General features: G+C 60.7%; 21 protein-coding genes. 11 read left to right on the forward strand and 10 right to left on the reverse strand.

The genetic code is table 11. The annotated features are described in order from the left end of the window. Positions 1-53: 53 nt before the first annotated feature. The 3 genes from emhC to emhA are packed head-to-tail and all read right to left on the reverse strand — an operon-like array spanning position 54 to position 5,821. Positions 54-1,514, reverse strand: coding sequence for an efflux RND transporter outer membrane subunit EmhC (gene emhC, locus ACM6IV_RS18610; RefSeq protein WP_414871108.1), 1,461 nt, complete (start codon positions 1,512-1,514; stop codon positions 54-56). Further along, a complete protein-coding gene (gene emhB, locus ACM6IV_RS18615) occupies positions 1,511-4,660 on the reverse strand; it encodes an efflux RND transporter permease subunit EmhB (protein ID WP_414871109.1) in 3,150 nt (1,049 codons plus the stop codon). The genes emhC and emhB overlap by 4 nt, the downstream gene beginning before the upstream one ends. A 3-nt stretch (positions 4,661-4,663) precedes the next feature. Then, complete coding sequence (gene emhA / locus ACM6IV_RS18620) at positions 4,664-5,821, reverse strand: efflux RND transporter periplasmic adaptor subunit EmhA (protein ID WP_414871110.1); 1,158 nt, start codon at positions 5,819-5,821, stop codon at positions 4,664-4,666. A 266-nt stretch (positions 5,822-6,087) separates the two neighbouring features. On the opposite strand from emhA, the gene emhR reads away from it, so the two are divergent. Next, positions 6,088-6,720: an efflux system transcriptional repressor EmhR gene (gene emhR / locus ACM6IV_RS18625; RefSeq protein WP_414871111.1), complete on the forward strand. Its 633-nt coding sequence runs from the start codon at positions 6,088-6,090 to the stop codon at positions 6,718-6,720. Positions 6,721-7,097: 377 nt separating this feature from the next. Here the strand turns inward: emhR and ACM6IV_RS18630 are convergent, their stop codons facing one another. From ACM6IV_RS18630 to ACM6IV_RS18640, 3 genes are read right to left on the reverse strand one after another with little or no spacing between them, the layout of a single operon-like run. Then, entirely contained in the window at positions 7,098-8,147 is a 1,050-nt protein-coding gene (locus ACM6IV_RS18630; protein WP_414871112.1) for an alkene reductase, read from the reverse strand. Positions 8,148-8,176: 29 nt separating this feature from the next. Continuing rightward, entirely contained in the window at positions 8,177-9,343 is a 1,167-nt protein-coding gene (locus ACM6IV_RS18635) for an MFS transporter (protein WP_414871113.1), read from the reverse strand. A gap of 34 nt (positions 9,344-9,377) precedes the next feature. After that, the gene (locus tag ACM6IV_RS18640; RefSeq protein ID WP_016771327.1) at positions 9,378-9,680 is read right to left on the reverse strand and encodes an ArsR/SmtB family transcription factor; all 303 of its coding nucleotides are present in this window, start codon (positions 9,678-9,680) and stop codon (positions 9,378-9,380) included. Positions 9,681-9,850: 170 nt separating this feature from the next. Between ACM6IV_RS18640 and ACM6IV_RS18645 the strand changes: the two genes are divergently transcribed. Further along, positions 9,851-10,435, forward strand: coding sequence for an ACP phosphodiesterase (locus ACM6IV_RS18645; RefSeq protein ID WP_414871114.1), 585 nt, complete (start codon positions 9,851-9,853; stop codon positions 10,433-10,435). 15 nt (positions 10,436-10,450) lie between these two features. Here ACM6IV_RS18645 and ACM6IV_RS18650 read toward each other — a convergent pair whose 3' ends face one another. Both ACM6IV_RS18650 and olsB read right to left on the reverse strand, forming a co-directional pair. Next, positions 10,451-11,245 (reverse strand): lysophospholipid acyltransferase family protein, encoded by a 795-nt coding sequence (locus tag ACM6IV_RS18650; protein ID WP_414871115.1) that lies wholly within the window; start codon positions 11,243-11,245, stop codon positions 10,451-10,453. Further along, positions 11,245-12,000, reverse strand: coding sequence for an L-ornithine N(alpha)-acyltransferase (gene olsB / locus ACM6IV_RS18655; RefSeq protein WP_414871116.1), 756 nt, complete (start codon positions 11,998-12,000; stop codon positions 11,245-11,247). Before olsB ends, ACM6IV_RS18650 begins: the two co-directional genes overlap by 1 nt. Positions 12,001-12,153: 153 nt before the next feature. Between olsB and ACM6IV_RS18660 the strand changes: the two genes are divergently transcribed. The 5 genes from ACM6IV_RS18660 to ACM6IV_RS18680 all read left to right on the forward strand — a co-directional run bounded on the left by ACM6IV_RS18660 (position 12,154) and on the right by ACM6IV_RS18680 (position 16,533). Next, on the forward strand, positions 12,154-13,032 hold the full coding sequence (locus ACM6IV_RS18660) for an acyl-CoA dehydrogenase (RefSeq protein ID WP_414871117.1): 879 nt from the start codon (positions 12,154-12,156) through the stop codon (positions 13,030-13,032). 167 nt (positions 13,033-13,199) lie between these two features. Then, positions 13,200-14,273, forward strand: a complete 1,074-nt coding sequence (locus ACM6IV_RS18665) for a serine hydrolase domain-containing protein (RefSeq protein WP_414871118.1) — start codon at positions 13,200-13,202, stop codon at positions 14,271-14,273. Beyond that, the gene (locus tag ACM6IV_RS18670) at positions 14,270-14,566 is read left to right on the forward strand and encodes an amidase (protein WP_414871119.1); all 297 of its coding nucleotides are present in this window, start codon (positions 14,270-14,272) and stop codon (positions 14,564-14,566) included. The genes ACM6IV_RS18665 and ACM6IV_RS18670 overlap by 4 nt, the downstream gene beginning before the upstream one ends. A gap of 217 nt (positions 14,567-14,783) precedes the next feature. Then, positions 14,784-15,374, forward strand: a complete 591-nt coding sequence (locus ACM6IV_RS18675; RefSeq protein WP_414871120.1) for a YceI family protein — start codon at positions 14,784-14,786, stop codon at positions 15,372-15,374. A 1-nt stretch (position 15,375) separates the two neighbouring features. Next, positions 15,376-16,533, forward strand: a complete 1,158-nt coding sequence (locus ACM6IV_RS18680) for a phospholipase D-like domain-containing protein (RefSeq protein WP_414871121.1) — start codon at positions 15,376-15,378, stop codon at positions 16,531-16,533. A gap of 141 nt (positions 16,534-16,674) precedes the next feature. Here the strand turns inward: ACM6IV_RS18680 and bglX are convergent, their stop codons facing one another. After that, complete coding sequence (bglX, locus tag ACM6IV_RS18685; RefSeq protein WP_414871122.1) at positions 16,675-18,966, reverse strand: beta-glucosidase BglX; 2,292 nt, start codon at positions 18,964-18,966, stop codon at positions 16,675-16,677. 261 nt (positions 18,967-19,227) lie between these two features. Between bglX and ACM6IV_RS18690 the strand changes: the two genes are divergently transcribed. The 4 genes from ACM6IV_RS18690 (at position 19,228) to ACM6IV_RS18705 (ending at position 22,782) form a co-directional block, all read left to right on the forward strand. Further along, on the forward strand, positions 19,228-19,836 hold the full coding sequence (locus tag ACM6IV_RS18690) for a LemA family protein (RefSeq protein ID WP_414871123.1): 609 nt from the start codon (positions 19,228-19,230) through the stop codon (positions 19,834-19,836). A gap of 13 nt (positions 19,837-19,849) precedes the next feature. After that, positions 19,850-20,605, forward strand: coding sequence for a TPM domain-containing protein (locus tag ACM6IV_RS18695; protein WP_414871124.1), 756 nt, complete (start codon positions 19,850-19,852; stop codon positions 20,603-20,605). A gap of 33 nt (positions 20,606-20,638) precedes the next feature. Then, positions 20,639-21,256: a TPM domain-containing protein gene (locus ACM6IV_RS18700; protein WP_414871125.1), complete on the forward strand. Its 618-nt coding sequence runs from the start codon at positions 20,639-20,641 to the stop codon at positions 21,254-21,256. 308 nt (positions 21,257-21,564) lie between these two features. After that, positions 21,565-22,782 carry a class I SAM-dependent methyltransferase gene (locus ACM6IV_RS18705; protein WP_414871126.1) on the forward strand — a complete coding sequence of 406 codons (1,218 nt, stop codon included), beginning with the start codon at positions 21,565-21,567 and terminating at the stop codon, positions 22,780-22,782. Positions 22,783-22,847: 65 nt separating this feature from the next. Here ACM6IV_RS18705 and ACM6IV_RS18710 read toward each other — a convergent pair whose 3' ends face one another. Next, a complete protein-coding gene (locus ACM6IV_RS18710; protein ID WP_331695012.1) occupies positions 22,848-23,753 on the reverse strand; it encodes a DMT family transporter in 906 nt (301 codons plus the stop codon). Positions 23,754-23,865: the final 112 nt, after the last annotated feature.

Consider the following 23,865-nt stretch of genomic DNA (forward strand, 5'->3'; position numbering starts at 1 on the left):
AGGCAACAAAAAGCCCACCAATCGGTGGGCTCCTTGTGTTCAGCCGATGATGATCAGAACAACTTCATCTTCGGTGCTTCTTCTTTCAGCGGTTCGTTCTGCGCGGTCTGCGCATTCCAGCCACCGCCCAGGGCCTTGTACAGGTTGACCGCACTGGTCAGCTGCGCGAGGCGGTCGGTGATCAGCGCTTGTTGCGCGCTGAACAGTTGACGCTGGGCATCGAGGAAGGTCAGGTTGCTGTCGACGCCGATGCGGTAGCGACGTTCGGCCAGGCGGTAGTAATCCTGGTTGGCCTGCACAAAGTCACGCTGCGCCTGCAGCTGCTCGGTGTAGGTCTGGCGTGCGGCGAGGCCGTCGGCGACTTCCTGGAAGGCCGTCTGAATGGCCTTCTCGTAGTTCGCCACGCCAATGTCCTTCTGGATCTTGGCGTAGTCGAGGCTGGCGCGCAGGCTGCCGGCGTTGAAGATCGGCAGGTTGATCTGCGGCTGGAACAGCCACGTCCCCGAACCACCCTTGAACAGGCCGGACAGATCCGGGCTCAGGCTGCCCGCGTTGGCGGTCAGGCTGATGCTCGGGAAGAACGCTGCACGGGCCGCGCCGATGTTGGCGTTGGCCGCTTTCAGGTTGTACTCGGCTTGCAGAATGTCCGGACGACGTTGCAGCAGGTCCGAAGGCAGGCCGGCCGGTACATCGCTGAGCAGGTCATCCCCCAACGGTTTGGCCGCTTGCAGATTGGCCGGGATACCGGTGCCGAGCAGCAGGGTCAGGCTGTTTTCGTCCTGCGCGACCTGGCGGGTGTAACGCGCCAGTTGCGCCCGGGCGTTCTCGACCGAGGTGCGCGACTGCGCCAGGTCCAGTGCCGAGGCGACACCGACTTCATTGCTGCGGCTGGTCAGCTTGTAGCTTTCTTCGAAGGCACCGAGGGTGTCCTGGGTCAGCTTGAGCAGTTCCTTGTCCGCTTGCCAGGTCAGGTAAGCGTTGGCGACGCTGGCGACCAGACTGATCTGGGTGCTGCGACGCGCTTCTTCAGTAGCGAAGTACTGTTGCAACGCTTGCTCGCTCAGGCTGCGAACGCGACCGAACAGGTCGAGTTCGTAGGCGCTGATGCCGACGGTGGCGGAGTACGAGCTGCTGATCATCGAGTCGCCGGTCTGCGAGGCACGCGCCGGCAGACGCTGGCGGCTGCCGGCGGCATTGGCCGACACCGCCGGGAACAAGTCGGCGCGCTGGATGCGGTATTGAGCCGCGTAAGCGTCGATGTTCAGCGCCGCGACACGCAGGTCGCGGTTGTTTTCCAGCGAAACCTGGATCAGCTGTTGCAGCGCCGGGTCATGGAAAAACTGCTTCCAGCCTTGCTCGGCAGCGGCCTGCGCCGGTGCCTGGGCCGGCGAATACGCCGGCCCTTGCGGGTACTGACCTGCGACCGGGGCCTCAGGCTGCTGATAATCAGGTATCAGCGAGCAACCGCTCAGCACGAAGGCGGCGACTGCGATGGAGAGTAGCGACTTGCTCATTGGCCAGCCTCTTTAGGAGTTTCAGTTGGTTCATCCTCGTCAGCGATTTTACGCTGGCCCATGGACGAAACCGTAACGAAGAACAGTGGGACCCAGAAGATCGCCAGGATCGTGGCCGTGAGCATACCGCCAATCACGCCCGTACCGATCGCATGTTGACTGCCTGAACCGGCGCCGGTGGAGATCGCCAGCGGTACAACACCGAGGACGAAGGCCAGCGAGGTCATGATGATCGGGCGCAGACGCATGCGACAGGCTTCGATCGCCGCCTCACGCAGGCTGCGGCCTTGTTCATGCAGCTCCTTGGCGAATTCGACGATCAGAATGGCGTTTTTAGCCGCCAGACCGATGGTCGTCAACAGCCCCACCTGGAAGTACACGTCGTTGGACAGACCGCGCAGGCTGGTGGCCAGCAATGCACCGATGATCCCCAGCGGTACGACGAGCATAACGGCGATCGGAATCGACCAGCTCTCGTACAGCGCCGCCAGACACAGGAACACCATCAGCAGCGACAGGGCGTACAGCGCCGGCGCTTGCGAACCCGACAGACGTTCCTCGTAAGACAAACCGGTCCAGGAGATACCAACACCGGCCGGCAGCTTCTTGGCAATCGCTTCGACTTCGGCCATCGCTTCACCGGTGGAGTAACCCGGCGCCGGAGAACCGAGGATCTCCATCGCTTCTACACCGTTGTAACGCGCCAGTTTTGGCGATCCGTAGATCCACTCGCCCTTGGCGAATGCGGAGAACGGCACCATGGTTCCGGCGTTGTTGCGCACGTACCACTTCTTCAAGTCTTCAGGGCTCATGCGAGCACCGGCCTGACCTTGCACGTAGACCTTCTTCACCCGACCACGGTCGATGAAGTCGTTGACGTAGCTACTACCGAAGGAGATCGACAGGGTGCTGTTGATATCGGCAATGCTCACGCCGAGGGCCTGGGCCTTCTGATCGTCGATTTCCAGATGGTATTGCGGCTCGTCGTTCAGGCCGTTCGGACGCACCTGATAGAGCACCTTGCTCTGTGCCGCCAGACCGAGGAACTGGTTGCGCGCTTCCATCAGTTTTTCGTGACCGATACCGGCGCGGTCCTGCAGGAACACGTCGAAACCGGTGGCGTTACCCAATTCCAGTACCGCTGGCGGGGCAAAGGCAAACACCATCGCATCGCGGAAGCTGAAGAAGTGTTGCTGCGCACGTTGGGCGAGGGCGAACACGCTGTTGCTCGCGTCACGCTCGTCCCACGGTTTGAGCATGATGAACGCCAGACCCGAGCTCTGACCGCGACCGGCGAAGTTGAAGCCGTTGACAGTGAACACCGAAGACACCGCACCGGCTTCTTTCTCCAGCAGGTAAGAACGCATTTCGTCGATCACGACTTGAGTACGTTCGGCACTGGAACCGGCCGGGGTCTGCACCTGGGCGAACAGTACGCCCTGGTCTTCTTCCGGCAGGAACGCGGTCGGAATGCGCGTGAACAGCCAGATCATGCCGACGACGATCAGCACATAGGCCAACAGGTATGGGGCTTTTCGCGACAGCATGTTGCCGACACCGCGCTCGTAGCTTCTGACGCCACGATCGAAGCTGCGGTTGAACCAGCCGAAGAAGCCTTTTTTCGGTGTGCCGTGCTCGCCTTTCGGAATCGCTTTGAGCATGGTTGCGCAGAGCGCCGGTGTGAAGATCAGCGCGACCAGTACCGACAGGGCCATGGCCGACACGATGGTGATCGAGAACTGCTTGTAGATCACACCGGTGGAGCCACTGAAGAACGCCATCGGCAACAGTACCGCCGACAGAACCAGGGCAATACCGACCAGCGCACCCTGGATCTGGCCCATGGACTTCTTGGTCGCTTCCTTCGGTGACAAGCCTTCTTCGCTCATCACCCGCTCGACGTTTTCCACCACGACGATGGCGTCATCCACCAGCAAACCGATGGCCAGCACCATACCGAACATGGTCAGCGTGTTGATGCTGAAACCGAAGGCCGCGAGGATGCCGAACGTACCGAGCAATACCACCGGCACAGTCATCGTGGTGATGACGGTGGCGCGGAAGTTCTGCAGGAACAGGAACATCACCAGGAAGACCAGCACGATTGCTTCGACCAGGGTTTCAACCACACCCTTGATCGACTCGGTCACCACCGGGGTGGTGTCGTACGGGAACACCACTTCCATGCCTTGCGGGAAGAACGGCTTGAGTTCGTCAATCGTCTTGCGCAGGGCCTTGGCGGTGTCGAGGGCGTTGGCGCCGTTGGCCAGTTTCACTGCCAGACCGGAAGACGGTTTGCCGTTGAACTGTGCGGAAATGGTCGAGTTCTCACCGCCCAGAGCGACATCGGCTACGTCGCCGACGCGCACTTGCGAGCCGTCCTGATTGACCTTCAGCAGAATCGCCTTGAACTGCTCGGCGGTCTGCAGACGGGTCTTGCCGATGATCGTCGCGTTCAGTTGCTGACCTGGCAGCGCCGGCAAACCGCCGAGCTGACCGGACGACACCTGGACGTTCTGCGCCGAAATGGCGGAGCTGACGTCAGCCGGGGTCAGGTTGTACTTGTTCAGCTTGGCCGGGTCGAGCCAGATGCGCATCGCGTACTGGGCACCGAAGACCTGGAAGTCACCGACACCGGCGGTCCGAGAAATCGGGTCCTGCATGTTCGACACGATGTAGTTGGACAGGTCGTCCTTGGTCATGCTGCCGTCACGCGAAACCACACCGATCACCAACAGGAAGTTCTTCACTGCCTTGGTGACGCGGATACCTTGTTGCTGCACTTCCTGCGGCAGCAGCGGGGTGGCCAGGTTCAGCTTGTTCTGGACCTGCACCTGCGCGGTGTCGGAGTTGGTGCCTTGCTCGAAGGTCGCGGTGATGGTCATGCTGCCATCGGAGTTACTTTCCGAGGACACATAACGCAGGTTGTCGATGCCGTTGAGCTGCTGCTCGATGACCTGCACCACGGTGTCCTGCACGGTTTGTGCGGAGGCGCCTGGGTAGGTCACCTGGATCGCAATGGCCGGTGGCGCGATGCTCGGGTATTGGTTGATCGGCAGTTTCAGGATCGAAAGTGCCCCGACCAGCATGATCACCAGGGCAATTACCCAGGCGAAAATCGGACGGTCGATGAAAAATTTTGACATGAGTTACTCCCCTTTGCCGCCAGCGGCTTTGTCAGCTGCTTGAGCGGGGGCCGGGTTCTTCTTGGCTACGTTGGTCGCTTCAGTCGGATTGACCTGAACACCTGGGCGAACGTATTGCAGGCCTTCGGTGATCAAACGATCGCCGGCCTTCAGGCCGTCTTCGATCAGCCACTGGCTGCCGACGGTGCGACTGGCCTTGAGTTGACGCAGCTCAACCTTGTTGTCGGCGCCGACGACCAGTGCGGTCGGGGTGCCTTTAAGGTCGCGGGTCACGCCTTGCTGCGGTGCCAGAATGGCCGCGGCATTGACGCCGGCCTGCAACTGGGCGCGGACGAACATGCCTGGCAGCAGGGTGTGATCCGGGTTCGGGAACACGGCGCGCAAGGTCACGGAACCGGTAGTCGGATCGACCGATACTTCGGAGAATTCCAGCTTACCGTCGAGCTTGTACTGGCTGCCGTCTTCCAGGGTCAGCTTGACCGCGGCCGAATTGTCGCCGGCCTTCTGCAGACGACCGCTTTCCAGCTCGCGGCGCAGTTCCAGCAGTTCAACCGAAGACTGAGTGACGTCGACGTAGATCGGGTCCAGTTGCTGGATCGTCGCCATCGCGTCGGCCTGGCCATTGCTGACCAGCGCGCCTTCGGTCACCGCCGAACGGCCGATGCGGCCGGAGATCGGCGCATAGACCTTGGTGTAACGCACGTTGATCTGCGCGCTCTGCAACGACGCTTCCGATTCCAGGCGGTTGGCCACAGCGGTGTCGTATTCCTGACGGCTCACGGCCTGCTCGTCGACCAGTTGCTTGTAGCGGTCGGAGATCGATTTGGTCGAACGCAGGTTGGCTTCGGCGCTTTTCAGGGTCGCTTCATAGACCGACGGATCGATCTGATACAGCTGCTGGCCGGCTTTGACATCGGCGCCTTCCTTGAACAGACGCTTGAGAATGATGCCATTGACCTGTGGTCGAACTTCCGCGATGCGGTACGCACTGGTGCGACCCGGCAGTTCGGAAGTGAGGGTAAAGGCTTGTGGCTGCAGGGTGACGACGCCGACCTGAGGCGGTGGAGCGGCCGGTGCCGCTTCTTCCTTTTTACATCCGCTGAGCAGCGATGCCAGGGCGACGGCAGTGACCAGAGCGGTAACAGCTGGCTTGAATTGCATGAAGATCCTCGGGTCAGGCGCGCGAAAAGCGCACAAGAAGTGTGAAAGGGTAAAAAATGCGTACCGAGTGGATAAGTAGCTTGCTAAGTAATATACTTACGTTCATGGTTGTTTGTAAACACCTGCGCCGCGTATCCACCCTGTTACAAAAGTCGTCGCAAGGTTCGAAATTGTAGGCCTGGGAACTGATCCGCGAGAGATCACCCCTTCTTTATTCAGCGGATATTCAGCCATCCCTGAAACATCCTGTTTGAGGTTTTACTGTCATGGTCCGTCGTACCAAAGAGGAAGCTCAAGAAACCCGTAGCCAGATTCTGGAAGCGGCGGAGAAAGCCTTTTTCGAAAGGGGCGTCGCTCGGACGACGCTGGCCGACATTGCGACAATGGCCGGAGTTACCCGTGGGGCCATTTATTGGCATTTCAGCAACAAGGCGGATCTGGTTCAGGCCATGCTCGACAGCCTGCATGAGCCGCTGGATGAATTGGCCAAGGCCAGCGAGAGCGAAGACGAACTCGACCCACTGGGTTGCATGCGCAAGCTGCTGATTCATTTGTTTCATCAAGTTGCGCTGGATCCGAAAACCCGGCGTATCAACGAAATTCTGTTTCATAAGTGCGAGTTCACCGATGAAATGTGCGATTTGCGCCAGCAGCGCCGGGTGGCCAGTCTTGAGTGCAATGAGCGCATTGGGCTGACCCTGCGTAATGCGGTGAATCGCGGCCAGTTGCCGGAAGATCTCGACACTGCCCGCGCGGCCATCAGCATTCACGCCTACATCGATGGCCTTCTGTACGGATGGCTTCTGGCGCCGGACAGCTTCGATCTGCATGCCGAAGCCGAGCGTTGGGTCGATACAGGGTTGGATATGCTGCGCCTGAGCCCCAGCCTGCGCAAATGAAACAAAATGCGTAATTGGCACAGGTTATGTCAATTGGCCTGCCTTTATATAGATTTGCGGCGGGGAGTTTAAACGTAGCGAGCTGCGCATTTTGTAGGGAATTTGTGTCTTCTGTGTGAATGAGTGTTGGCAGTCTGCCCTCACCCTAGCCCTCTCCCGGAAGGAGAGGGGACTGACCGAGGTGCTCCTTCGAGATACGCCGACCTGAAATATCCAGTCGAACTCAGGTCCCGAACATTCCCCGATCGGCTCCCTCTCCCTCGGGAGAGGGCTGGGATGAGGGGCCACGTACTCAGCCGCGCAATAGCTCTCCCGGCGAACACAAAAAAGCCCCCGACTCTCACAAGTCGGGGGCTTTCGCGTTTCTGCGTGATGCCTTATAGCGTCGGGTAGTCGATATAACCGACCGGGCCCTTGGCGTAGAACAGCTCTGGACGCGCATCATTCAATGGCGCATCCGCCTTCAAACGCGCCGGCAGATCCGGGTTGGCAATGAACGGCACGCCGAACGCCACCGCGTCAGCCTTGCCGCTGGCCAGCCACTCGTTGGCGCTGTCTTTGGTGAATTTTTCGTTGGCGATGTACGGGCCACCGAAAGCTTCTTTCAGTTGCGGGCCGAGGCTGTCGGCGCCTTCTTTCTCACGGGAGCAGATAAACGCGATGCCGCGCTTGCCCAGTTCCCGGGCGACATAGGTGAAAGTTTCCGCCAGGTTGTCATCGCCCATGTCGTGAGAGTCAGCGCGCGGTGCTAGGTGCACACCGACACGGCCGGCGCCCCAGACGTCGATCGCCGCATCAGTCACTTCCAGCAGCAGGCGCGCACGGTTTTCCAGCGAGCCACCGTAGTTGTCGGTGCGCTGGTTGGTGCTGCTTTGCAGGAACTGGTCGAGCAGGTAACCGTTGGCACCGTGGATTTCCACGCCATCGAAACCGGCGGCTTTGGCGTTCTCGGCACCGGTGCGATAAGCGTCGACGATGTCGGCGATTTCAGCGGTTTCCAGGGCGCGCGGAGTCGGGTAGTCGGCCAGTGGCCGCACCAGGCTGACGTGACCTTTAGGCTGGATCGCGCTTGGCGCCACCGGGGTCTCACCGTTCAGGTACGACTCATGGGAGATACGGCCCACGTGCCACAGTTGCAGGAAAATCTTGCCGCCAGCAGCGTGAATCGCTTTGGTCACGTTGGCCCAGCCGCGTACCTGGTCGTTGGACCAGATGCCCGGGGTGTCCGGGTAGCCGACGCCCATTGGCGTCACCGACGTGGCTTCGCTGAGGATCAGGCCCGCAGAAGCACGCTGTACGTAGTATTCAGCCATCAGCGCATTCGGCACGCGGCCTTCGTCGGCGCGGCAGCGGGTCAGCGGGGCCATGATGATGCGGTTGGCCAGTTCAATGTCGCCGAGTTTGATCGGATCAAAAATAGTTGCCATGTCTACAACCCTCGTAAGTGAAAAGTTAATCAGTTGGTAGCAGGGGCCAGATCGGCATTGCCGTTCTGACGGAAAGTAATCAGGGTCACCAGCAGGGCGAGCACGGCCAGCGCGGCGGCTGCGAGTGGCACGCTGGTCAGGCCGTAACCGTGGGCGATGACGCTGCCGCCGACCCAGGCGCCCAAGGCGTTACCGACGTTGAACGCGCCGATGTTCAGGGTCGACACCAGGTTCGGTGCCGCTTTGCCGAAGGTCACCACGTTGACTTGCAGCGCCGGCACGGCGGCGAAACACGCAGTGGCCCAGAGGAACAGGGTGATTTCGGTCGGGATCAGCGCAACGCTGGTCCAGGTCAGCACGGTGGAGACCACGGCCATCGCGATGAATACGCCGATCAGCGTGGCGGCCATGCCTTTGTCGGCGAGTTTGCCGCCGATGATGTTGCCGACGGTCAGGCCCAGGCCGATCAGCATCAGCGTCCAGGTCACGCCACGCGGCGACACACCGGTGACTTCGCCGAGCAGCGGCGCGACATAGGTGAACAGGGTGAATACGGAGGCGGCGAACAGCGCGGTCATGCTCAGCGATAGCCAGATCCCCGCACCTTTGAGAGCGGCGAGTTCGGCGCGCAGGTCGAGTTTCTCTTCGTCACGCTTGGCAGGTAGAAAACGGATCAGGCCGATCATTGCGATCACACCGATGACGGTCACCGCCCAGAAGGTCGAGCGCCAGCCGTATTGCTGACCCAGCGCGGTGCCCAGCGGAACGCCGAGGACGTTGGCCAGAGTCAGGCCGGTGAACATCAGGGCCACGGCCGAAGCGCGTTTGTTCGCGGGTACCAGATTGGCCGCCACCACCGAACCGATGCCGAAGAAGGCACCGTGGCACAGCGCGGTGATTACACGGGCAAACATCAGCACGTTGTAATCGCTGGCAATCGCACACAACAGGTTGCCGATAATAAAGATGCCCATCAACGCCACCAGTGCTGCCTTGCGCGGCAGTCTGGCCGTGGCCAGTGCCATGAACGGCGCACCGATGGCCACGCCCAGGGCGTAACCGGTCACCAGCCAGCCGGCGCCGGGGATCGACACACCGAGGTCGGTCGCCACATCGGGCAGCAGGCCCATGATGACGAATTCGGTGGTGCCGATGGCGAAGGCGCTCAAGGCTAGGATGAGGAGCGAGAGGGGCATGCAGGTTTCCTTGTCGGCTGGCTGACGTTAAGGGTCAGAGCTCTTTACTGAGGGTGCTGAGGAACGCCTGGATCACGTCCTCGTTTCGTTTGAAAAAGTGCCATTGACCGGCCTTCTGGCTGCTGATCAGACCGGCGCGCTGCAACGTTGCGAGGTGTGCCGAAACGGTCGACTGCGACAGGCCGCAGCGTTGATCGATCTGTCCGGCGCAGATGCCGTACTCGTGGTTGTGCAACTGTTCCGGGAATTCGCCTTTCGGGTCTTTCAGCCAGTTGAGGATGTCTCGCCGTACCGGGTGCGCCAGGGCTTTTATTATTTCGTCGAGGTCGAGGTTCATGGCAGGGTGCTCACAATGTGTACAACGCTATATCGCGATGAGGCGAACTTTAAATCGTTGGATCGCGATATACCAATATGATTTTGATCTGATGTCAGCATAAATTGGTATATCGCGTTATAACGATACATGGGTGTATGGCTTACTGGCCGCAGTGCTAAGCTGCGCCCATGAACTATCTCGCACATTTACACCTCGGTGGCCAGCGCCCCGGGCAACTGCTCGGCAGTCTGTATGGCGACTTCGTCAAAGGTCGGCTGCAAGGGCAGTTTGCGCCCGAGGTGGAGGCGGCCATTCACCTGCATCGACGGATTGACGTGTTCACTGACCGCCATCCCCTGGTGGACATTGCTCTGGGCCGCTTTACCGAAACGCGGCGGCGCTACGCCGGGATCGTGCTCGATGTGTTTTTCGATCATTGCCTGGCGCGGGACTGGAAGCTGTACGCCGATCAGCCGCTGGAACACTTCACCGCTGACGTGTATCGGGTGCTGTCCCGTGAACCGCAAATGCCCGAACGGCTGGCGAAGATCGCGCCCCACATGGTCGCCAATGACTGGCTGGGTTCGTATCAGGAGTTTGAAGTGCTGGAACAGGTGCTGCGCGGGATCTCGCGGCGCTTGACCCGGCCGGAAGAGCTGGCGGGGGCGATGCAGGAATTGCGGCGGTTGTATGAGCCGTTGAGTGAGGATTTCGCTTTGTTCTACCCACAACTCCAGGACTTCGCACAAAACCCCCAGACACCGCAGATCTAATGTAGGAGTGTGTGTTCAGGCAGCGATCAGTTCGCCTGCGCGACGCGGTTCGGCCGGTTTCGCCGCCTCACCAAACAACGCCTTCTGCACCGCCTGCTGCGCTTCAAACGCCAACGCCGCACGCTCACTCCCCTGACAGGCAATCGGCTTGAGCAGGTGTACTTCGACATCGCCGCAATCATTGCTGAACAGGCGCATCAGGTGCGAGAGCAGATCATCGTCGCCAATGAACGGCGCCAGCGCATCGATTTCGCCATCACGCAGATAACGAATCGCCACCGGTTGCAGCATCACCTCGGAATCAATCGCCGCCGCCAGCAAGCGACCGTGAAAGGTACGCAGCGAACGGCCGTCGGTGGTGGTGCCTTCCGGGAACATCAGCAAGGCGTGCTCGGTTTGCAGGTGCCGGGTCATCTGTTTGCGGATCAACTGGCTGTCGCCCGAACCGCGACGGATGAACAGGCTGCCAGCCTTCGCCGCGAGCCAACCGGCCACCGGCCAGGTGCGTACTTCGGCCTTGGACAGAAACGACAGCGGCGTCAGCATGCCCAGCAGCGGAATGTCGGTCCACGATACGTGATTGCTGACCCACAGCATCGGCTGTTTCGGCAGCTCACCATGGACGGTCACGCGAAAGGGCAGGGCATTGCTCAGCCGCGCCATGAAGAAGCGCGACCAGCGCTGACGCCGTTCCATCGAATGCGCCAGGCCAATCCGTTCAAACACGCCAAAGACGCTGGCCATGGTCAAGCCCAGCGCCACCACCAGCAGCACCCGCGCGATTCGCGCGTACACCCGCAGCCGGCTCATCACACAGCCGCCTTGAAGTGCCTGGCGTAGCGCGGGCAGAGTTCGTCGCGCTTGAGCAGGATGAACACGTCGGCGACCTGGAAGTCTTCGTCCCAGCATGGCTCGCCACAGATCTTCGCGCCCAGGCGCATGTAGGCCTTGAGCAGCGGCGGCATTTCCGCGATCACGTTGGATGGGATATCGAGCGTCGGCAGCGGATTTTTCGGCTCGGCGCGCAGGTGTTCGGTGCACAGGTAACGTTCGCGCAGGCGCTGCATGATCGCGTGGGCCTGAATGCCGCCGTCCTGCATCGGAATGCTCGCGCAACCCATCAGATAGCTGTAGCCGCCCTGATTCAACACTTCGGCCAATTCGCCCCACAACACCGCAATGGTGCCGCCGTTGCGATAGGCCGGGTCGACGCAGGTGCGGCCGATTTCAAGGATCGGGCCTTGCAGATGCGCGAGCCCATGCAGACTGAATTCTTCTTCGCTGTAGAACTTGCCCAGGCTGCTGGCGGCGGTGTGATCGAGCAGACGCGTGGTCGCGACCAGACGCCCGGTGTTCAGATCACGCACGCCGATGTGGCTGCAGTGAACATCATAATCATCCATGTCCAGACCCAGTTCCGCGCCGTTCAGTTTGGCGTTGAATTCGCCGCTGAAGACGTTGAAACGCAGGGCCTGGGCTTGCTGCAAGGCCTCGGCGCCGATCAGGCGTTCGGCTTGCAGGCGGCGTTCATTGCCGGTGTCGCTGATGCGGGCGATCTGAGTCATGTGAATCTCCGTACGGGCCTTTAACCCGTCGTGGGTTGCAGCCGATCGACTTTCTTTATGCAGCCGTGTTGTGCAAAGTCAGGCTATGTAGCCCCGGTGTCATCGCCATGAACGTTCGGTGATGCTTATATGACAGCCCACGAGGAGCCTCTTATGCCTTGGCCAGATCTGCTGCACCGCCGTGAACGATTGCCCGCCGTTGCCGACCTGGCCGAGGGTTTTGCAACGTTGTTGCAGCAACTGGGCAACGTCACCCCGTTCGAATTGGCGGTCGCGGGCGGGCGGCGGATGGCGACGCCGGGGCTGGCGTTTCTGGTCGGTTATCAGGCGGCCTTGCGCATGTTGTGGCCGAGCGCACCGCTGAGCCTCGGTGCCTTGTGCGCGACTGAACAGCGCAGTCTGCGTCCGGCGGACATGCAGACGCGGCTGAGCGATTTGCGCCTGAGTGGGCGCAAGGACTTCGTCACGGCGGGCGATGCGGCGGACTGGTTGCTGATCGCCGCGCGCAGCGAAGACCCCGGCGAAACGCCGCGCCTGAGTCTGGCCGTGGTGTATCCCGGCGAGCCCGGAGTAACCGTTGAGAAATTGCCGGCGTTGCCGTTGATGCCAGACATCAGTCATGGCCGGTTGCAGCTTGATGGGGCGTTGTGCGAGTTGCTCGCCGGTGATGGTTGGGATGCTTACGTCAAACCGTTTCGCACGCTGGAAGATGTCTATGTGCTGAGCGCGATGACCGCATGGCTGTATGGCGTCGGGCAGGACAGCGATTGGCCGCAAGCGCTGCAATTACGTTTGCTGGCGCTGTTGGCCGGGTGTGCGGAGGCGAGCCGGCAGCCGCCGAACAATCCGGCCGGGCATGTGTTGCTGGGTGGGTTGTTTGCGCAATTTGAGGTGCTGGAGGGGGAGGTGAGTCAGGCCTTGGCTGACGGGCCGACAGAATGGGCGCAGATGTGGCAGCGGGATCAGGGGGTGATGCAGTTGGCCGCAGGCGCTCGGGCCAAGCGGTTGGCCAAGGCTTTGGCGCAGGCTTGACTGGCCTCTTCGCGAGCAAGCTCGCTCCCACAGTTTGATGGCATTCCAACTGAAGGAACTCGGTCAACTGTGGGAGCGAGCTTGCTCGCGAAAGCGATCTCATCATCACCACACATCTGTCATCAACCCCGACTAATCTCAGCAGGTTCTCCCCAAGAGCCCTCCTCATGTGCAAAGGCCTGTCGCTGTTTCTGCTGCTGACCTGCTTCACCGTTCAGGCCGAACAATGGCCCGGCGAACAATGGCCAATCGGCACGACGATCACCGATACAGGAGTTCTGGAGAATTACGCCTTCCCACCCCGCGATGACACCACCCGCAAAGGCATCCGCACCGACGCGCTGCTGATCATCCACGACGGCCAGATCATCTACGAGCGCTACGCCGGTCCGACCACCGAACACACACCGCACCTGACCTGGTCGATCAGCAAAAGCCTGATGGCCACCGTCCTTGGCGTGGCGTACGGCGAAGGCCTGTTCACACTCGAAGACCCGGCCGTGCAGTTTTACCCGCCGCTGGAACAACACCCGTCCATCAAAATCGCCGACCTGCTGCACTGGTCCTCCGGCATCGACTGGCAGGAAGACTACGAATATGCCCCGCTGAAATCCTCGGTGGTGGCGATGCTCTACACCCGCGGTCATCGCGACATGGCCGCGTTCACCGCCGCTCACGACACTTACGCCGAACCGGGGCAGGCCTTCCGCTATTCCAGCGGCGACAGCAATTTGCTCGCGGCGGCGCTGAAAACCATCGTCGGTCCGCAGCGTTATCCGGATTATCCATGGACGGCGTTATTCGAACCGTTGGGCATTCGCCATGCCGTGTGGGAAACCGATGCCACTGGCATCTTTGTCGCGTCGTCGTACGCTTACCTGACGGCGCGGGATCTGGCGCGGGTCGGTCTGCTGATGGCCCGCGATGGGCGCTGGAACGATCGGCAACTGCTGCCCAAAGATTGGGTCGCCTTCAACCTTAAACCCTTCGCCGGTTACAAGGCTCATCAGGACGAAGCCGTGCCCGGCGGCCATTGGTGGCTCAATCGTCCGGCCGGTGGCGCCGCGTCGCCTTGGCCCGATGCACCGCCCGATACTTTCGCCGCGCTCGGCCATTGGGGCCAGGCCTTGTTCGTCATTCCAAGCGAAAAGTTGGTGATCGTGCGCTACGCCGATGACCGTGACGGCAGTTATCGTCATAACGAATTGCTCAAGCAGGTGTTGAAGGCGGTGCGGCCATGAAGCGCTTTTTGCTGTTACTGCTTGTGTTGCTGCTCGGCTGGGTCGGCTACGAACGCGAAAATCTGTGGGCTTTTCCAGACATCATCAGCGCTTACACCGCCAAGGAATATTGTTCCTGCCGGTACGTGATGAACAACGACGCTGAGTACTGTCGTGGCTATGTAAAACAATGGCTGCCGATCAGCCAGTTCACCGATGACCCTGCGAGCAAAACCGTCACCGTCAGCGGCATGGGCCGCAGCAATCGCGCACAGTGGCAAAGCGAACGCCGGGGCTGCCGCCTCGATCCCTGAAGTATGCAGATCTCCTTTGAACAGAGAACTCTGTGGGAGCTGGCTTGCCAGCGATGGCGGTGTATCAGGCACACAAATATTGCCTGTGCCGGCGCAATTGCTGGCAAGCCAGCTCCCACAGGGAATTCATCAATCGATAGATTTGCGGCAACCGAGTTTGCAATAACCGCGGGGGCGGTTAAGGTTCGTGCAGGTTTATCGGCCCCACGAGTGTTCAATGTTCAACCGCTCTCTCTGTGCAACCCTGTCCGGCCTGCTGCTCGCCGCCGTCGCGCTGCCGGCGCAGGCCAATTGGTATCTGGACGGCGAGTCGTCGCGGCTGTCGTTCGTCAGTACGAAAAACGCTCACATTTCCGAGGTGCAGCGCTTTCTGGTGCTGCACGGCAAGGTCGACCCCAACGGTCGCGCCGAAGTCGAAGTCGAGCTGGATTCTATCAACAGCGGCATCCCGCTGCGCGATGAGCGCATGCGCAAGGAGCTGTTCCAGATCGAGCAATTTCCCGAAGCGACCATCACCACCCAGATCGACCTGCGCCCGATCAACGATCTGGCCCCCGGTGCGCAACTGGAATTGCGCCTGCCGTTGACCGTCAACTTGCACGGCAAGCAACATGAGTACCCGGCCGAACTGTTGGCGACACGGCTCGATGATCGACGTTTTCAAGTGGTCACCCTGGAGCCGCTGGTGATCAACGCCGAGGATTTCGACCTCGTGCCGGGGCTGGAAAGCCTGCGCAAACTCGCCGACCTGTCGGCCATCAGTCTGTCGGTGCCGGTGGGTGCGGTGCTGATCTTCACGGCGCGCTGACATGCGCGGCGCGGTGTTTCCGTGGCGGGATGGCAACCGCTTCGAGCTGTTGATCGACGGCCCGCAATTCTTCCCGCGCATGCTTGAGCAGATTGCTGGCGCGCAAGAGCAGATCGAACTGGAGTTGTATCTGGTCGAGGCCGGCGCCTGTGCCGAAACCATCGTGCAGGCGCTGGTGCTGGCCGCTGAGCGTGGTGTGCGCGTGCGGTGCCTGTTCGATGATTACGGCAGTCTTGCGTTCACCCTCAATCTGCGCCAGCGCCTGACACACGCCGGGGTCGAACTGCGTTTCTACAATCGCTTGAACTGGCGGCGCTGGGTCGGCAATTTTTATCGTGATCACCGCAAGTTGTTGTTGGTCGATCAGCGTCTGGCAGTGGTTGGCGGCACCGGTGTCACCGATGAGTTCTGGACGCCGGGCCACGACACCAGCGAATGGCACGAAGTGATGGTCGAGATCAGCGGCCCGTTGGTGATCGACTGGCAACTGCTGTTTGATCGCCAGTGGATCGCCAACCGCTATCGCCGCGCCTGGCGGCCGGCCGCGCATTTTGGTCTACCGCGTCTGCCACGGGTGCCGGACAAGGGCGAAGGCATGGGGCGCGTGGCGTATGCTGACGCCCGCCAGCATCGTGACATTTTGCAATCGCTGTTCCGTGCGTTGAACAGCGGCCAGCAACGCATCTGGATGGCCACGCCGTACTTCCTGCCAACCTGGAAAATCCGCCGCTCCCTGCGCAAGGCCGCCGCGCGCGGTGTCGATGTGCGGCTGCTGCTGACCGGGCCGCGTACCGATCACCCGTCGGTGCGTTATGCCGGGCACCGTTATTACCCGCGACTGCTCAAGGCAGGGGTGCAGATCTTCGAATACCAGCCGTGTTTCCTGCACCTGAAAATGGTGTTGGTGGACGATTGGGTGAGCATCGGTTCGTGCAACTTCGACCACTGGAACCTGCGCTTCAATCTGGAGGCGAATCTGGAGGCGCTGGATCCGTCGTTGACAGCAGCGGTGGAGGCAAGTTTTGTGAAGGACTTCGGGCTGAGTCAGCAGGTGAGCCTGGAGGAATGGCAGCGCCGGCCGTTGTGGCGACGGGTGAAGCAGCGGGTGTGGGGGTGGGTGGATCGGGTGGTGGTCAACATCCTCGACCGCCGGGGATAACCGGCACACCAGAAAATACTGAGAGCCTAATGTGGGAGAGGGCTTGCTCCCGAAAGCGGTGTGTCAGGCAATAATATGCTGAATGACACTCCGTCTTCGGGAGCAAGCCCCCTCCCACAGGGTTTTGCGGTGTTGTTGCGGTTACAGCAATTCAAAGCTCTGCTGCTTCACATCCTGGGAATCCAGGCCGATCTGCACGTTGAACTTGCCAGGCTCTGCCGCGTACTTGAGCTGGGCGTTGTAGAACTTCAGGTCATCCTCAGTGATGGTGAAATGCACGACTTTCTGTTCGCCGGCCTTGAGCATGATCTTCTGGAAGTTCTTCAGTTCTTTCACCGGGCGGATCATCGAACCGGTGACGTCCTGGATGTACAACTGCACCACGGTTTCGCCGTCACGCTTGCCGGTGTTTTTCACCATCACGCTGGCGTCGAGCTTGCCAGTGGCGTTCAGGGTGGTCGACGACAGCGCCATGTCGCTCAGGGCGAATTGGCTGTAGCTCAGGCCATACCCGAACGGGAACAGCGGCCCGGTGGTGTCATCGAAATACTGCGAGGTGTAGTTGCCCGGTTTGCCCGGCGTGAACGGCCGGCCAATGCTCAGGTGGTTGTAGTAGGTCGGGATCTGGCCCACGGAGCGCGGGAAAGTCACCGGCAGTTTGCCCGACGGGTTGTAGTCGCCGAACAGCACGTCAGCGATGGCGTTACCACCCTCGGTGCCGCTGAACCAGGTTTCCAGAATCGCGTCAGCCGACTGGTTCTCTTCGAGAAGGGTCAGCGGACGGCCGTTCATCAGCACCAGCACCAGCGGTTTGCCGGTGGCTTTCAGCGCACGGATCAGCTCGCGCTGGGTTTCCGGGATGTTCAGGTCAGTACGGCTGGAGGATTCGTGGGACATGCCACGGGATTCGCCCACCGCAGCCACGATCACGTCAGCGTCCTTGGCGGCTTTCACCGCTTCGTCGATCAGCACGTTGGCCGGGCGCGGGTCATCGACCACTTCCGGCGCATCGAAGTTGAGGAAGTTCAGGTAGTCCAACACCTTCTTGTCGCTGGTGATGTTGGCGCCACGGGCGTAGATCAGGTTGGCCTTGTCGCCGATCACCGAGCTCATGCCATCGAACAGCGTCACCGATTGCGCAGGGCGCCCGGCGGCGGCCCAGCTGCCCATCATGTCGATCGGCGCCTTGGCCAATGGGCCGACCAGCGCGACTTTCGCGTCTTTCTTCAGCGGCAAGGTTTCGTTGTGGTTCTTCAGCAACACCATGCTGCGACGCGCCACTTCACGGGCCTCGGCGCGGTGCAGACGGCTCTCGGCGTAGGTGTCGGCCGGATCATCTTCAGCCTTGCCGATGCGCAGGTACGGGTCCTTGAACAGGCCCATGTCGTACTTGGCCGCGAGCACTTCGCGCACGGCGTTGTCGATGTCTTTCTGTTCGATCTCGCCAGCCTTGAGCAGCCCCGGCAGTTCTTTGCCGTACAGGGTGTCGTTCATGCTCATGTCGATACCGGCCTTGATCGCCAGCTTCGCCGCTTCACGACCGTCGCGGGCCACACCGTGCTTGATCAGTTCGAAGATCGCGCCGTGGTCGCTGACCGCCAGGCCTTTGAAACCCCAGTCCTTGCGCAGCAGATCATTCATCAGCCAGGTGTTGGCCGTGGCCGGAATGCCATTGATCGAGTTCAACGCAACCATCACACCGCCAGCGCCGGCATCGATCGCGGCGCGGTACGGCGGCAGGTAATCCTGGTACATCTTCACCGGACTCATATCGACGGTGTTGTAGTCGCGACCGCCCTCGACCGCGCCGTACAGGGCGAAGTGCTTGACGCTGGCCATGATGCTGTCGGCAGCGCTCGGGCTGGCGCCCTGATAGGCGCGCACCATGACCCCGGCAATGCGCGAAGTCAGGTAGGTGTCTTCACCAAAACCTTCGGAGCTACGGCCCCAGCGCGGGTCGCGGGAGATGTCGACCATCGGCGCGAAGGTGATGTCGAGGCTGTCGGCAGCAGCTTCTTTAGCGGCAACGCGCCCGGACTGGCCGATGGCGTCCATGTCCCAGCTCGAGGCGAGGGCCAGCGGAATCGGGAAAATCGTACGGTGACCGTGGATCACGTCGTACGCGAAAAACATCGGAATCTTCAGGCGACTGCGCATGGCAGCGTCCTGCATCGGGCGGTTTTCCGGGCGGGTGATCGAGTTGAACGTGCCGCCGATGTTGCCGGCGGCGATCTCTTTGCGGATCAGTTCGCGGGGCATTTCCGGGCCGATGCTGATCAGGCGCAACTGGCCGATCTTTTCATCGAGGGTCATTTGGCTCATCAGGTTATTGATGAACGCGTCCTTGTTTTCCAGGGGTACCGGGGTCGTGGCGGCCAATACTTGATGACTGGCCAGGCTGACGAACAGACCCAGCAAACACAGCTTCTTCATGAATGTTTTTCTCAAGGGCCCAAGCGGCAATGCAACGCCGGCCAGCCAAAATTTAGGGAGCGACTATTGTTGTTCGGGTACAGGCTCAATGAAACAGAGCCAAAAACGGCAGCCGACACTTGGCAGCATGATCACGCAGGGCACTTTTTAGCCCATTGCCCCGTCGTAATCCAGCGACGCGGCCGATTATGCCCCAAGAGCCCGCTGAGAATGTTTCGCGCTCGGTTTTTATAATGATATGTGCCAAGGAGCATCACTGCGATGAATGCAAGTCCAACCTATCGCTCACGTCTGCAGGTCGCCACGCTGTTGGTGCTGGCCACGCTGTTGACCGCGTGCGGCATCAACAATATCCCGACCCTCGACGAACAGGCCAAAGCTGCATGGGGCCAGGTGCAGAACCAGTACCAGCGCCGCGCCGACCTGATCCCCAATCTGGTGGAAACGGTGAAGGGTTATGCCGCTCATGAGCAGGAAACCTTGACCGCTGTGATCGAGGCGCGGGCGAAAGCGACGTCGATTCAGGTCGACGCCAGCACCCTCGACAATCCCGAGAAGCTCAAGCAGTTCCAGCAGGCGCAGGATCAACTGACCGGCGCATTGAGCCGCTTGATGGTGGTATCCGAGCGTTATCCGGATCTGAAAGCCAACCAGAACTTCCTCGCCCTGCAATCGCAGCTTGAAGGCACGGAAAACCGCATTGCCGTGGCGCGCCGCGATTTCATTCTGGCGGTGCAGAAATACAACACCGAGATTCGCACCTTCCCCGGTCGCCTCTGGCACAGCGTGATGTACAGCGACCTGCCGATCCGCGAAACCTTCGAAGCCACCACGCCCGGCGCGGAAAAGGCCCCGGAAGTGAAATTCTGATTCGAGGTTGTCCATGCGCGTGTTGAAGATGGGCCTGGTGCTGATGCTGTGGCTGTTCGCCGTCAGCGCCCGGGCCGAGTTGACGTTCCCGGCGCTGAGCGGGCGGGTGGTGGACGAAGCGCAGATGCTTGAGCCATCGGTGCGCGCGCAACTGAGCCAGCAGTTGCAGGCCCATGAGCAGGCGACCGGTGAGCAGTTGGTCGTGGTCACGCTGCCGGATCTGCAAGGCACGACCATCGAGGACTTCGGCGTTCAGCTCGGGCGGCACTGGGGCATCGGGCAAAAGGACAAGAACAACGGTGCGCTGCTGATCGTTGCCCGTGACGAGCGCAAACTGCGCATCGAAGTGGGTTATGGCCTGGAAGACCGGCTCACCGATGCGCAGACTTCTGTGATCATTCATCAAGTGATCACTCCTGCATTCAAGAGCGGCCATTTCAGCAAAGGCATCAGCGACGGTGTGGCAGCGATGCTGGTGGTGCTGGGCGGCAATCCGCTCGACGAGCCGTCGACGGTGTATGAATCCAGCGGTGATCCGTCCGATGATTTCATCTCGCGGCATCCGGGATTGTTCGTATTTCTGGTGATGTTGTTCATCCTGACGGTGTTTGTCTGCCAGATGCTCGGTATCCTGCCTGCCGGTCGGGGTGGCTCCGGAGGAGGAGGCGGCTTTGGCGGTGGCGGTGGTTTTGGCGGCGGTGGTGGAGGCGGGGGCTTCAGCGGCGGCGGGGGCAGTTTCGGCGGCGGTGGTTCGTCCGGCGGCTGGTGATATCAGAAGAACAATGAGCAGGCACTTTTCAACATGGCACTACTGACCGAACACGAACAACGCAAGGTCGCCGAGGCGATTGCCCGGGTCGAGCGCGATACCGACGCCGAACTGGTGACGGTACTGGCCGCCCGCGCCGATGACTATGCGTACATCCCGCTGTTGTGGGCGAGCCTTTTGGCACTGGTGGTGCCGGGCGTCGTGCACTACCTGACCGGATGGCTGACCATGCACAGCCTGCTGTTGGTGCAGTGGGGCGCATTTATCGTGCTGTGCCTGCTGTTTCGTCTGCCGAAAATCACCACCCATCTGATCCCGCGCCGCGTGCGGCACTGGCGCGCGTCGAACCTGGCGCGGCGGCAATTTCTCGAACAGAACCTGCATCACACGGTGGGCAGCACCGGTATGCTGATTTTTGTCTGTGAGGCGGAGCGGTATGTGGAGATTCTGGTGGATGAGGGGATTTCCCAGCGGCTGGATAACAAGAGTTGGGATGCGATTGTGGCAGCGTTTACCGAGCAGGTCAGGCAAGGGCGTACGCTGGAAGGGTTTGTCACCTGTATCGAAGCGTGTGGGGAGTTGCTCAAAGTGCATGTGCCGGTGACGCAGGTGCGCAATGAGTTGCCGAATCGGTTGATTGTGCTGGGGTAAGACAAACCCTCACCCCAGCCCTCTCCCGGAGGGAGAGGGGGCCGACCGAGGTGTCTGGCGCTCGACATCGACCTGTGGAACCGAGTCGATTAGGGATTAAAAGCAAATTTTTCAAACCTGAGTTCGGCTCGGTATCTCAGGTCGGCGTAACTCGTGAAAACACCTCGGTCAATCCCCTCTACCTCTGGGAGAGGGCTAGGGTGAGGGCCGTTTTTAAAACCGTTGGGTAAATAAGCGCGTGTCCCCAACCCCCATCCCCTCTAAAATACCCGCCATTCCCGATTTCGCCCGTCCGAGGCCGCTTTTCCATGTCCGTTACCGCCCCGTCCATCCAGCCCGCGCCCGATCACCACGCCCAGTTCATCGAGCTGCTGCAAACCAGCCTTGAGCAGAACGGCTTCATCAAACTGGTGCTGGCCAAGTACGTTGGTGAAGAAGCGGATCTGCAGCGGGTCATCATCAAACCGGTGACCGTCAAAGCGCAACCGAACCTGTCGTTCGTCTATCGCTACAAGACCCGCGATATCACCAAGAATCTGCCCTTGGTTGAAGGTGTGGCGGCGATTGCCGCGCTGTTGCCAGGCTCGTTCAAGAATGCGCACTTGCTGGCGCTGACCGACGAAGCGCAGCTGGAGTACAGCAAAAAGGGCAAGCCTTCGCTGTTCAAGAGCAAACCTCAGCAATTGCGTGAAGCGCCGTCCGCCGAGCACAACCGCGAGAAAAACCGTTTCCTTGAATTGAGCCGACCGTTCCTCAAGGACCTCGGCGTGACCAACGCCCAGCACGAGCTGATCCCGGCGATGTCGCGCAAGTGGAAGCAGATCAACAAGTTCATCGAAGTGTTCAGCCATGCGCTGACCTCGTCGCCGCTGGCGCTGGACAAACCGGTGCGCGTGGCGGATTTCGGTTCGGGCAAGGGTTACCTGACGTTCGCGATTCACGATTACCTGCGCAACACGCTCAAGGCTGAAGGCGAGGTCACCGGCGTCGAGCTGCGCGAAGAGATGGTCAACCTGTGCAACGCCGCTGCGGCAAAACTCGATCATCCGGGGCTGGTGTTCAAGTGCGGTGACGTGCGCAGTGTCGCGCCGAGCGAACTGGACGTGATGATCGCCCTGCATGCCTGCGACATCGCCACCGACTATGCGATCCACACCGGCATCCGCTCGGGCGCGTCGATCATCATGTGCTCGCCGTGCTGCCACAAACAGATCCGCTTGCAGATCCAGAGCCCGGCGTTGCTCAAGCCGATGCTGCAATACGGTTTGCACCTGGGCCAGCAGGCGGAGATGGTCACCGACAGCTTGCGTGCGTTGTTTCTTGAGGCCTGCGGGTATGAGACCAAAGTGTTCGAGTTCATCTCGCTGGAACACACCAACAAGAACAAAATGATTCTCGCGGTGAAACGCGCCGAGCCGGTCGACCCGGCGCAGTTGTTGGTGAAGATTGAAGAGTTGAAGGCCTTCTACCACATCAGCGAACACTGCCTGGAAACCCTGCTGCGCGCTGACGGCTACCTGGCCTGACTTTGCCCCTGTGGGAGCGAGCTTGCTCGCGAAAGCGGACTGACAGGCAACGATGATGTCGACTGTTATGGCCCCTTCGCGAGCAAGCTCGCTCCCACATTTGATTTCACAGCCGTCTTGCGGCCTAGCATGACGGTCGCAATCACCCCGCAGGCAAACACCCAAGTGATCGGCTCGACATGTTCACCAAAGAACAACGCCGAAAACGCGATGGTGAAGAAGATCTGCAACAGCTGGATCTGACTGACCCGGGCAATGCCGCCCATGGCCAAACCGGCGTACCAGGCGAAGAAGCCGAGAAACTGCGAAAACAGCGCCACATAGCCGAATGCCCACCAGGTCTTGGCCGACACCGCGCCTTGATGTTGCAGCGCCAGATACAGCACGGGCCCGATCAACAGCGGCGTCGACAACACCAGCGCCCAGCAGATCACCTGCCAGCCGCCCATCTCCTTGGCCAAGCGGCCACCCTCGGCATAACCCAGACCACCGACGGCAATCGCGCCGAGCATCAGCAAGTCACCCGCCTGAATGCTGCCGGCCCCGGTATACAAGGCATAACCGAGCACCAACGCACTGCCCAGCGCCGCGCAAGCCCAGAAGGCCTTTGACGGGCGCTCGTGAGACAACCACGCGGCATACAACGCCACGCACAACGGTTGCAGGCCGTTGACCAACGCTCCGTGGGACGCCGGCAACGTCTGCATGGCCCACGCCGACAACACCGGGAAACCCAGAATCACCCCGGCAATCACCAGGCTCAGGCCTTTGACCTGCTGCCAGGTTGGCCACTTCTCACGCCGCCACAACAGCAGCAACGCCGCCGGAATCGCTGCGAACAACGCGCGCCCCAAACCGTTGAGCAGCGGATGCAGTTCCTGCACCACGATGCGGGTGAAGGGCAGGGTGAGGCTGAAGATCACCACGCCGAGCAGGCCGAGGGCCATGCCGGTGTTTTCGCGCGAGGACATGATGGGGACCGGATTTGAAGGTGGCAGGGAATGACCTTCATAAAGCCATAAACCGGGCGTTTCGGGCTGTTACAGCTAGGCACAGACTTATCCGTACAGTTTGCGGACGCCA

The organism is Pseudomonas sp. IT-347P, assembly GCF_949768005.1.
GTDB lineage: Bacteria > Pseudomonadota > Gammaproteobacteria > Pseudomonadales > Pseudomonadaceae > Aquipseudomonas.

Excerpts from the sequence above, each read along its gene's own strand:
- emhC (WP_414871108.1), bottom strand. The coding sequence starts at position 1,514 with ATGAGCAAGTCGCTACTCTCCATCGCAGTCGCCGCCTTCGTGCTGAGC.
- emhB (WP_414871109.1), bottom strand. The coding sequence starts at position 4,660 with ATGTCAAAATTTTTCATCGACCGTCCGATTTTCGCCTGGGTAATTGCC.
- emhA (WP_414871110.1), bottom strand. The coding sequence starts at position 5,821 with ATGCAATTCAAGCCAGCTGTTACCGCTCTGGTCACTGCCGTCGCCCTG.
- emhR (WP_414871111.1), top strand. The coding sequence starts at position 6,088 with ATGGTCCGTCGTACCAAAGAGGAAGCTCAAGAAACCCGTAGCCAGATT.
- ACM6IV_RS18630 (WP_414871112.1), bottom strand. The coding sequence starts at position 8,147 with ATGGCAACTATTTTTGATCCGATCAAACTCGGCGACATTGAACTGGCC.
- ACM6IV_RS18635 (WP_414871113.1), bottom strand. The coding sequence starts at position 9,343 with ATGCCCCTCTCGCTCCTCATCCTAGCCTTGAGCGCCTTCGCCATCGGC.
- ACM6IV_RS18640 (WP_016771327.1), bottom strand. The coding sequence starts at position 9,680 with ATGAACCTCGACCTCGACGAAATAATAAAAGCCCTGGCGCACCCGGTA.
- ACM6IV_RS18645 (WP_414871114.1), top strand. The coding sequence starts at position 9,851 with ATGAACTATCTCGCACATTTACACCTCGGTGGCCAGCGCCCCGGGCAA.
- ACM6IV_RS18650 (WP_414871115.1), bottom strand. The coding sequence starts at position 11,245 with ATGAGCCGGCTGCGGGTGTACGCGCGAATCGCGCGGGTGCTGCTGGTG.
- olsB (WP_414871116.1), bottom strand. The coding sequence starts at position 12,000 with ATGACTCAGATCGCCCGCATCAGCGACACCGGCAATGAACGCCGCCTG.
- ACM6IV_RS18660 (WP_414871117.1), top strand. The coding sequence starts at position 12,154 with ATGCCTTGGCCAGATCTGCTGCACCGCCGTGAACGATTGCCCGCCGTT.
- ACM6IV_RS18665 (WP_414871118.1), top strand. The coding sequence starts at position 13,200 with ATGTGCAAAGGCCTGTCGCTGTTTCTGCTGCTGACCTGCTTCACCGTT.
- ACM6IV_RS18670 (WP_414871119.1), top strand. The coding sequence starts at position 14,270 with ATGAAGCGCTTTTTGCTGTTACTGCTTGTGTTGCTGCTCGGCTGGGTC.
- ACM6IV_RS18675 (WP_414871120.1), top strand. The coding sequence starts at position 14,784 with ATGTTCAACCGCTCTCTCTGTGCAACCCTGTCCGGCCTGCTGCTCGCC.
- ACM6IV_RS18680 (WP_414871121.1), top strand. The coding sequence starts at position 15,376 with ATGCGCGGCGCGGTGTTTCCGTGGCGGGATGGCAACCGCTTCGAGCTG.
- bglX (WP_414871122.1), bottom strand. The coding sequence starts at position 18,966 with ATGAAGAAGCTGTGTTTGCTGGGTCTGTTCGTCAGCCTGGCCAGTCAT.
- ACM6IV_RS18690 (WP_414871123.1), top strand. The coding sequence starts at position 19,228 with ATGAATGCAAGTCCAACCTATCGCTCACGTCTGCAGGTCGCCACGCTG.
- ACM6IV_RS18695 (WP_414871124.1), top strand. The coding sequence starts at position 19,850 with ATGCGCGTGTTGAAGATGGGCCTGGTGCTGATGCTGTGGCTGTTCGCC.
- ACM6IV_RS18700 (WP_414871125.1), top strand. The coding sequence starts at position 20,639 with ATGGCACTACTGACCGAACACGAACAACGCAAGGTCGCCGAGGCGATT.
- ACM6IV_RS18705 (WP_414871126.1), top strand. The coding sequence starts at position 21,565 with ATGTCCGTTACCGCCCCGTCCATCCAGCCCGCGCCCGATCACCACGCC.
- ACM6IV_RS18710 (WP_331695012.1), bottom strand. The coding sequence starts at position 23,753 with ATGTCCTCGCGCGAAAACACCGGCATGGCCCTCGGCCTGCTCGGCGTG.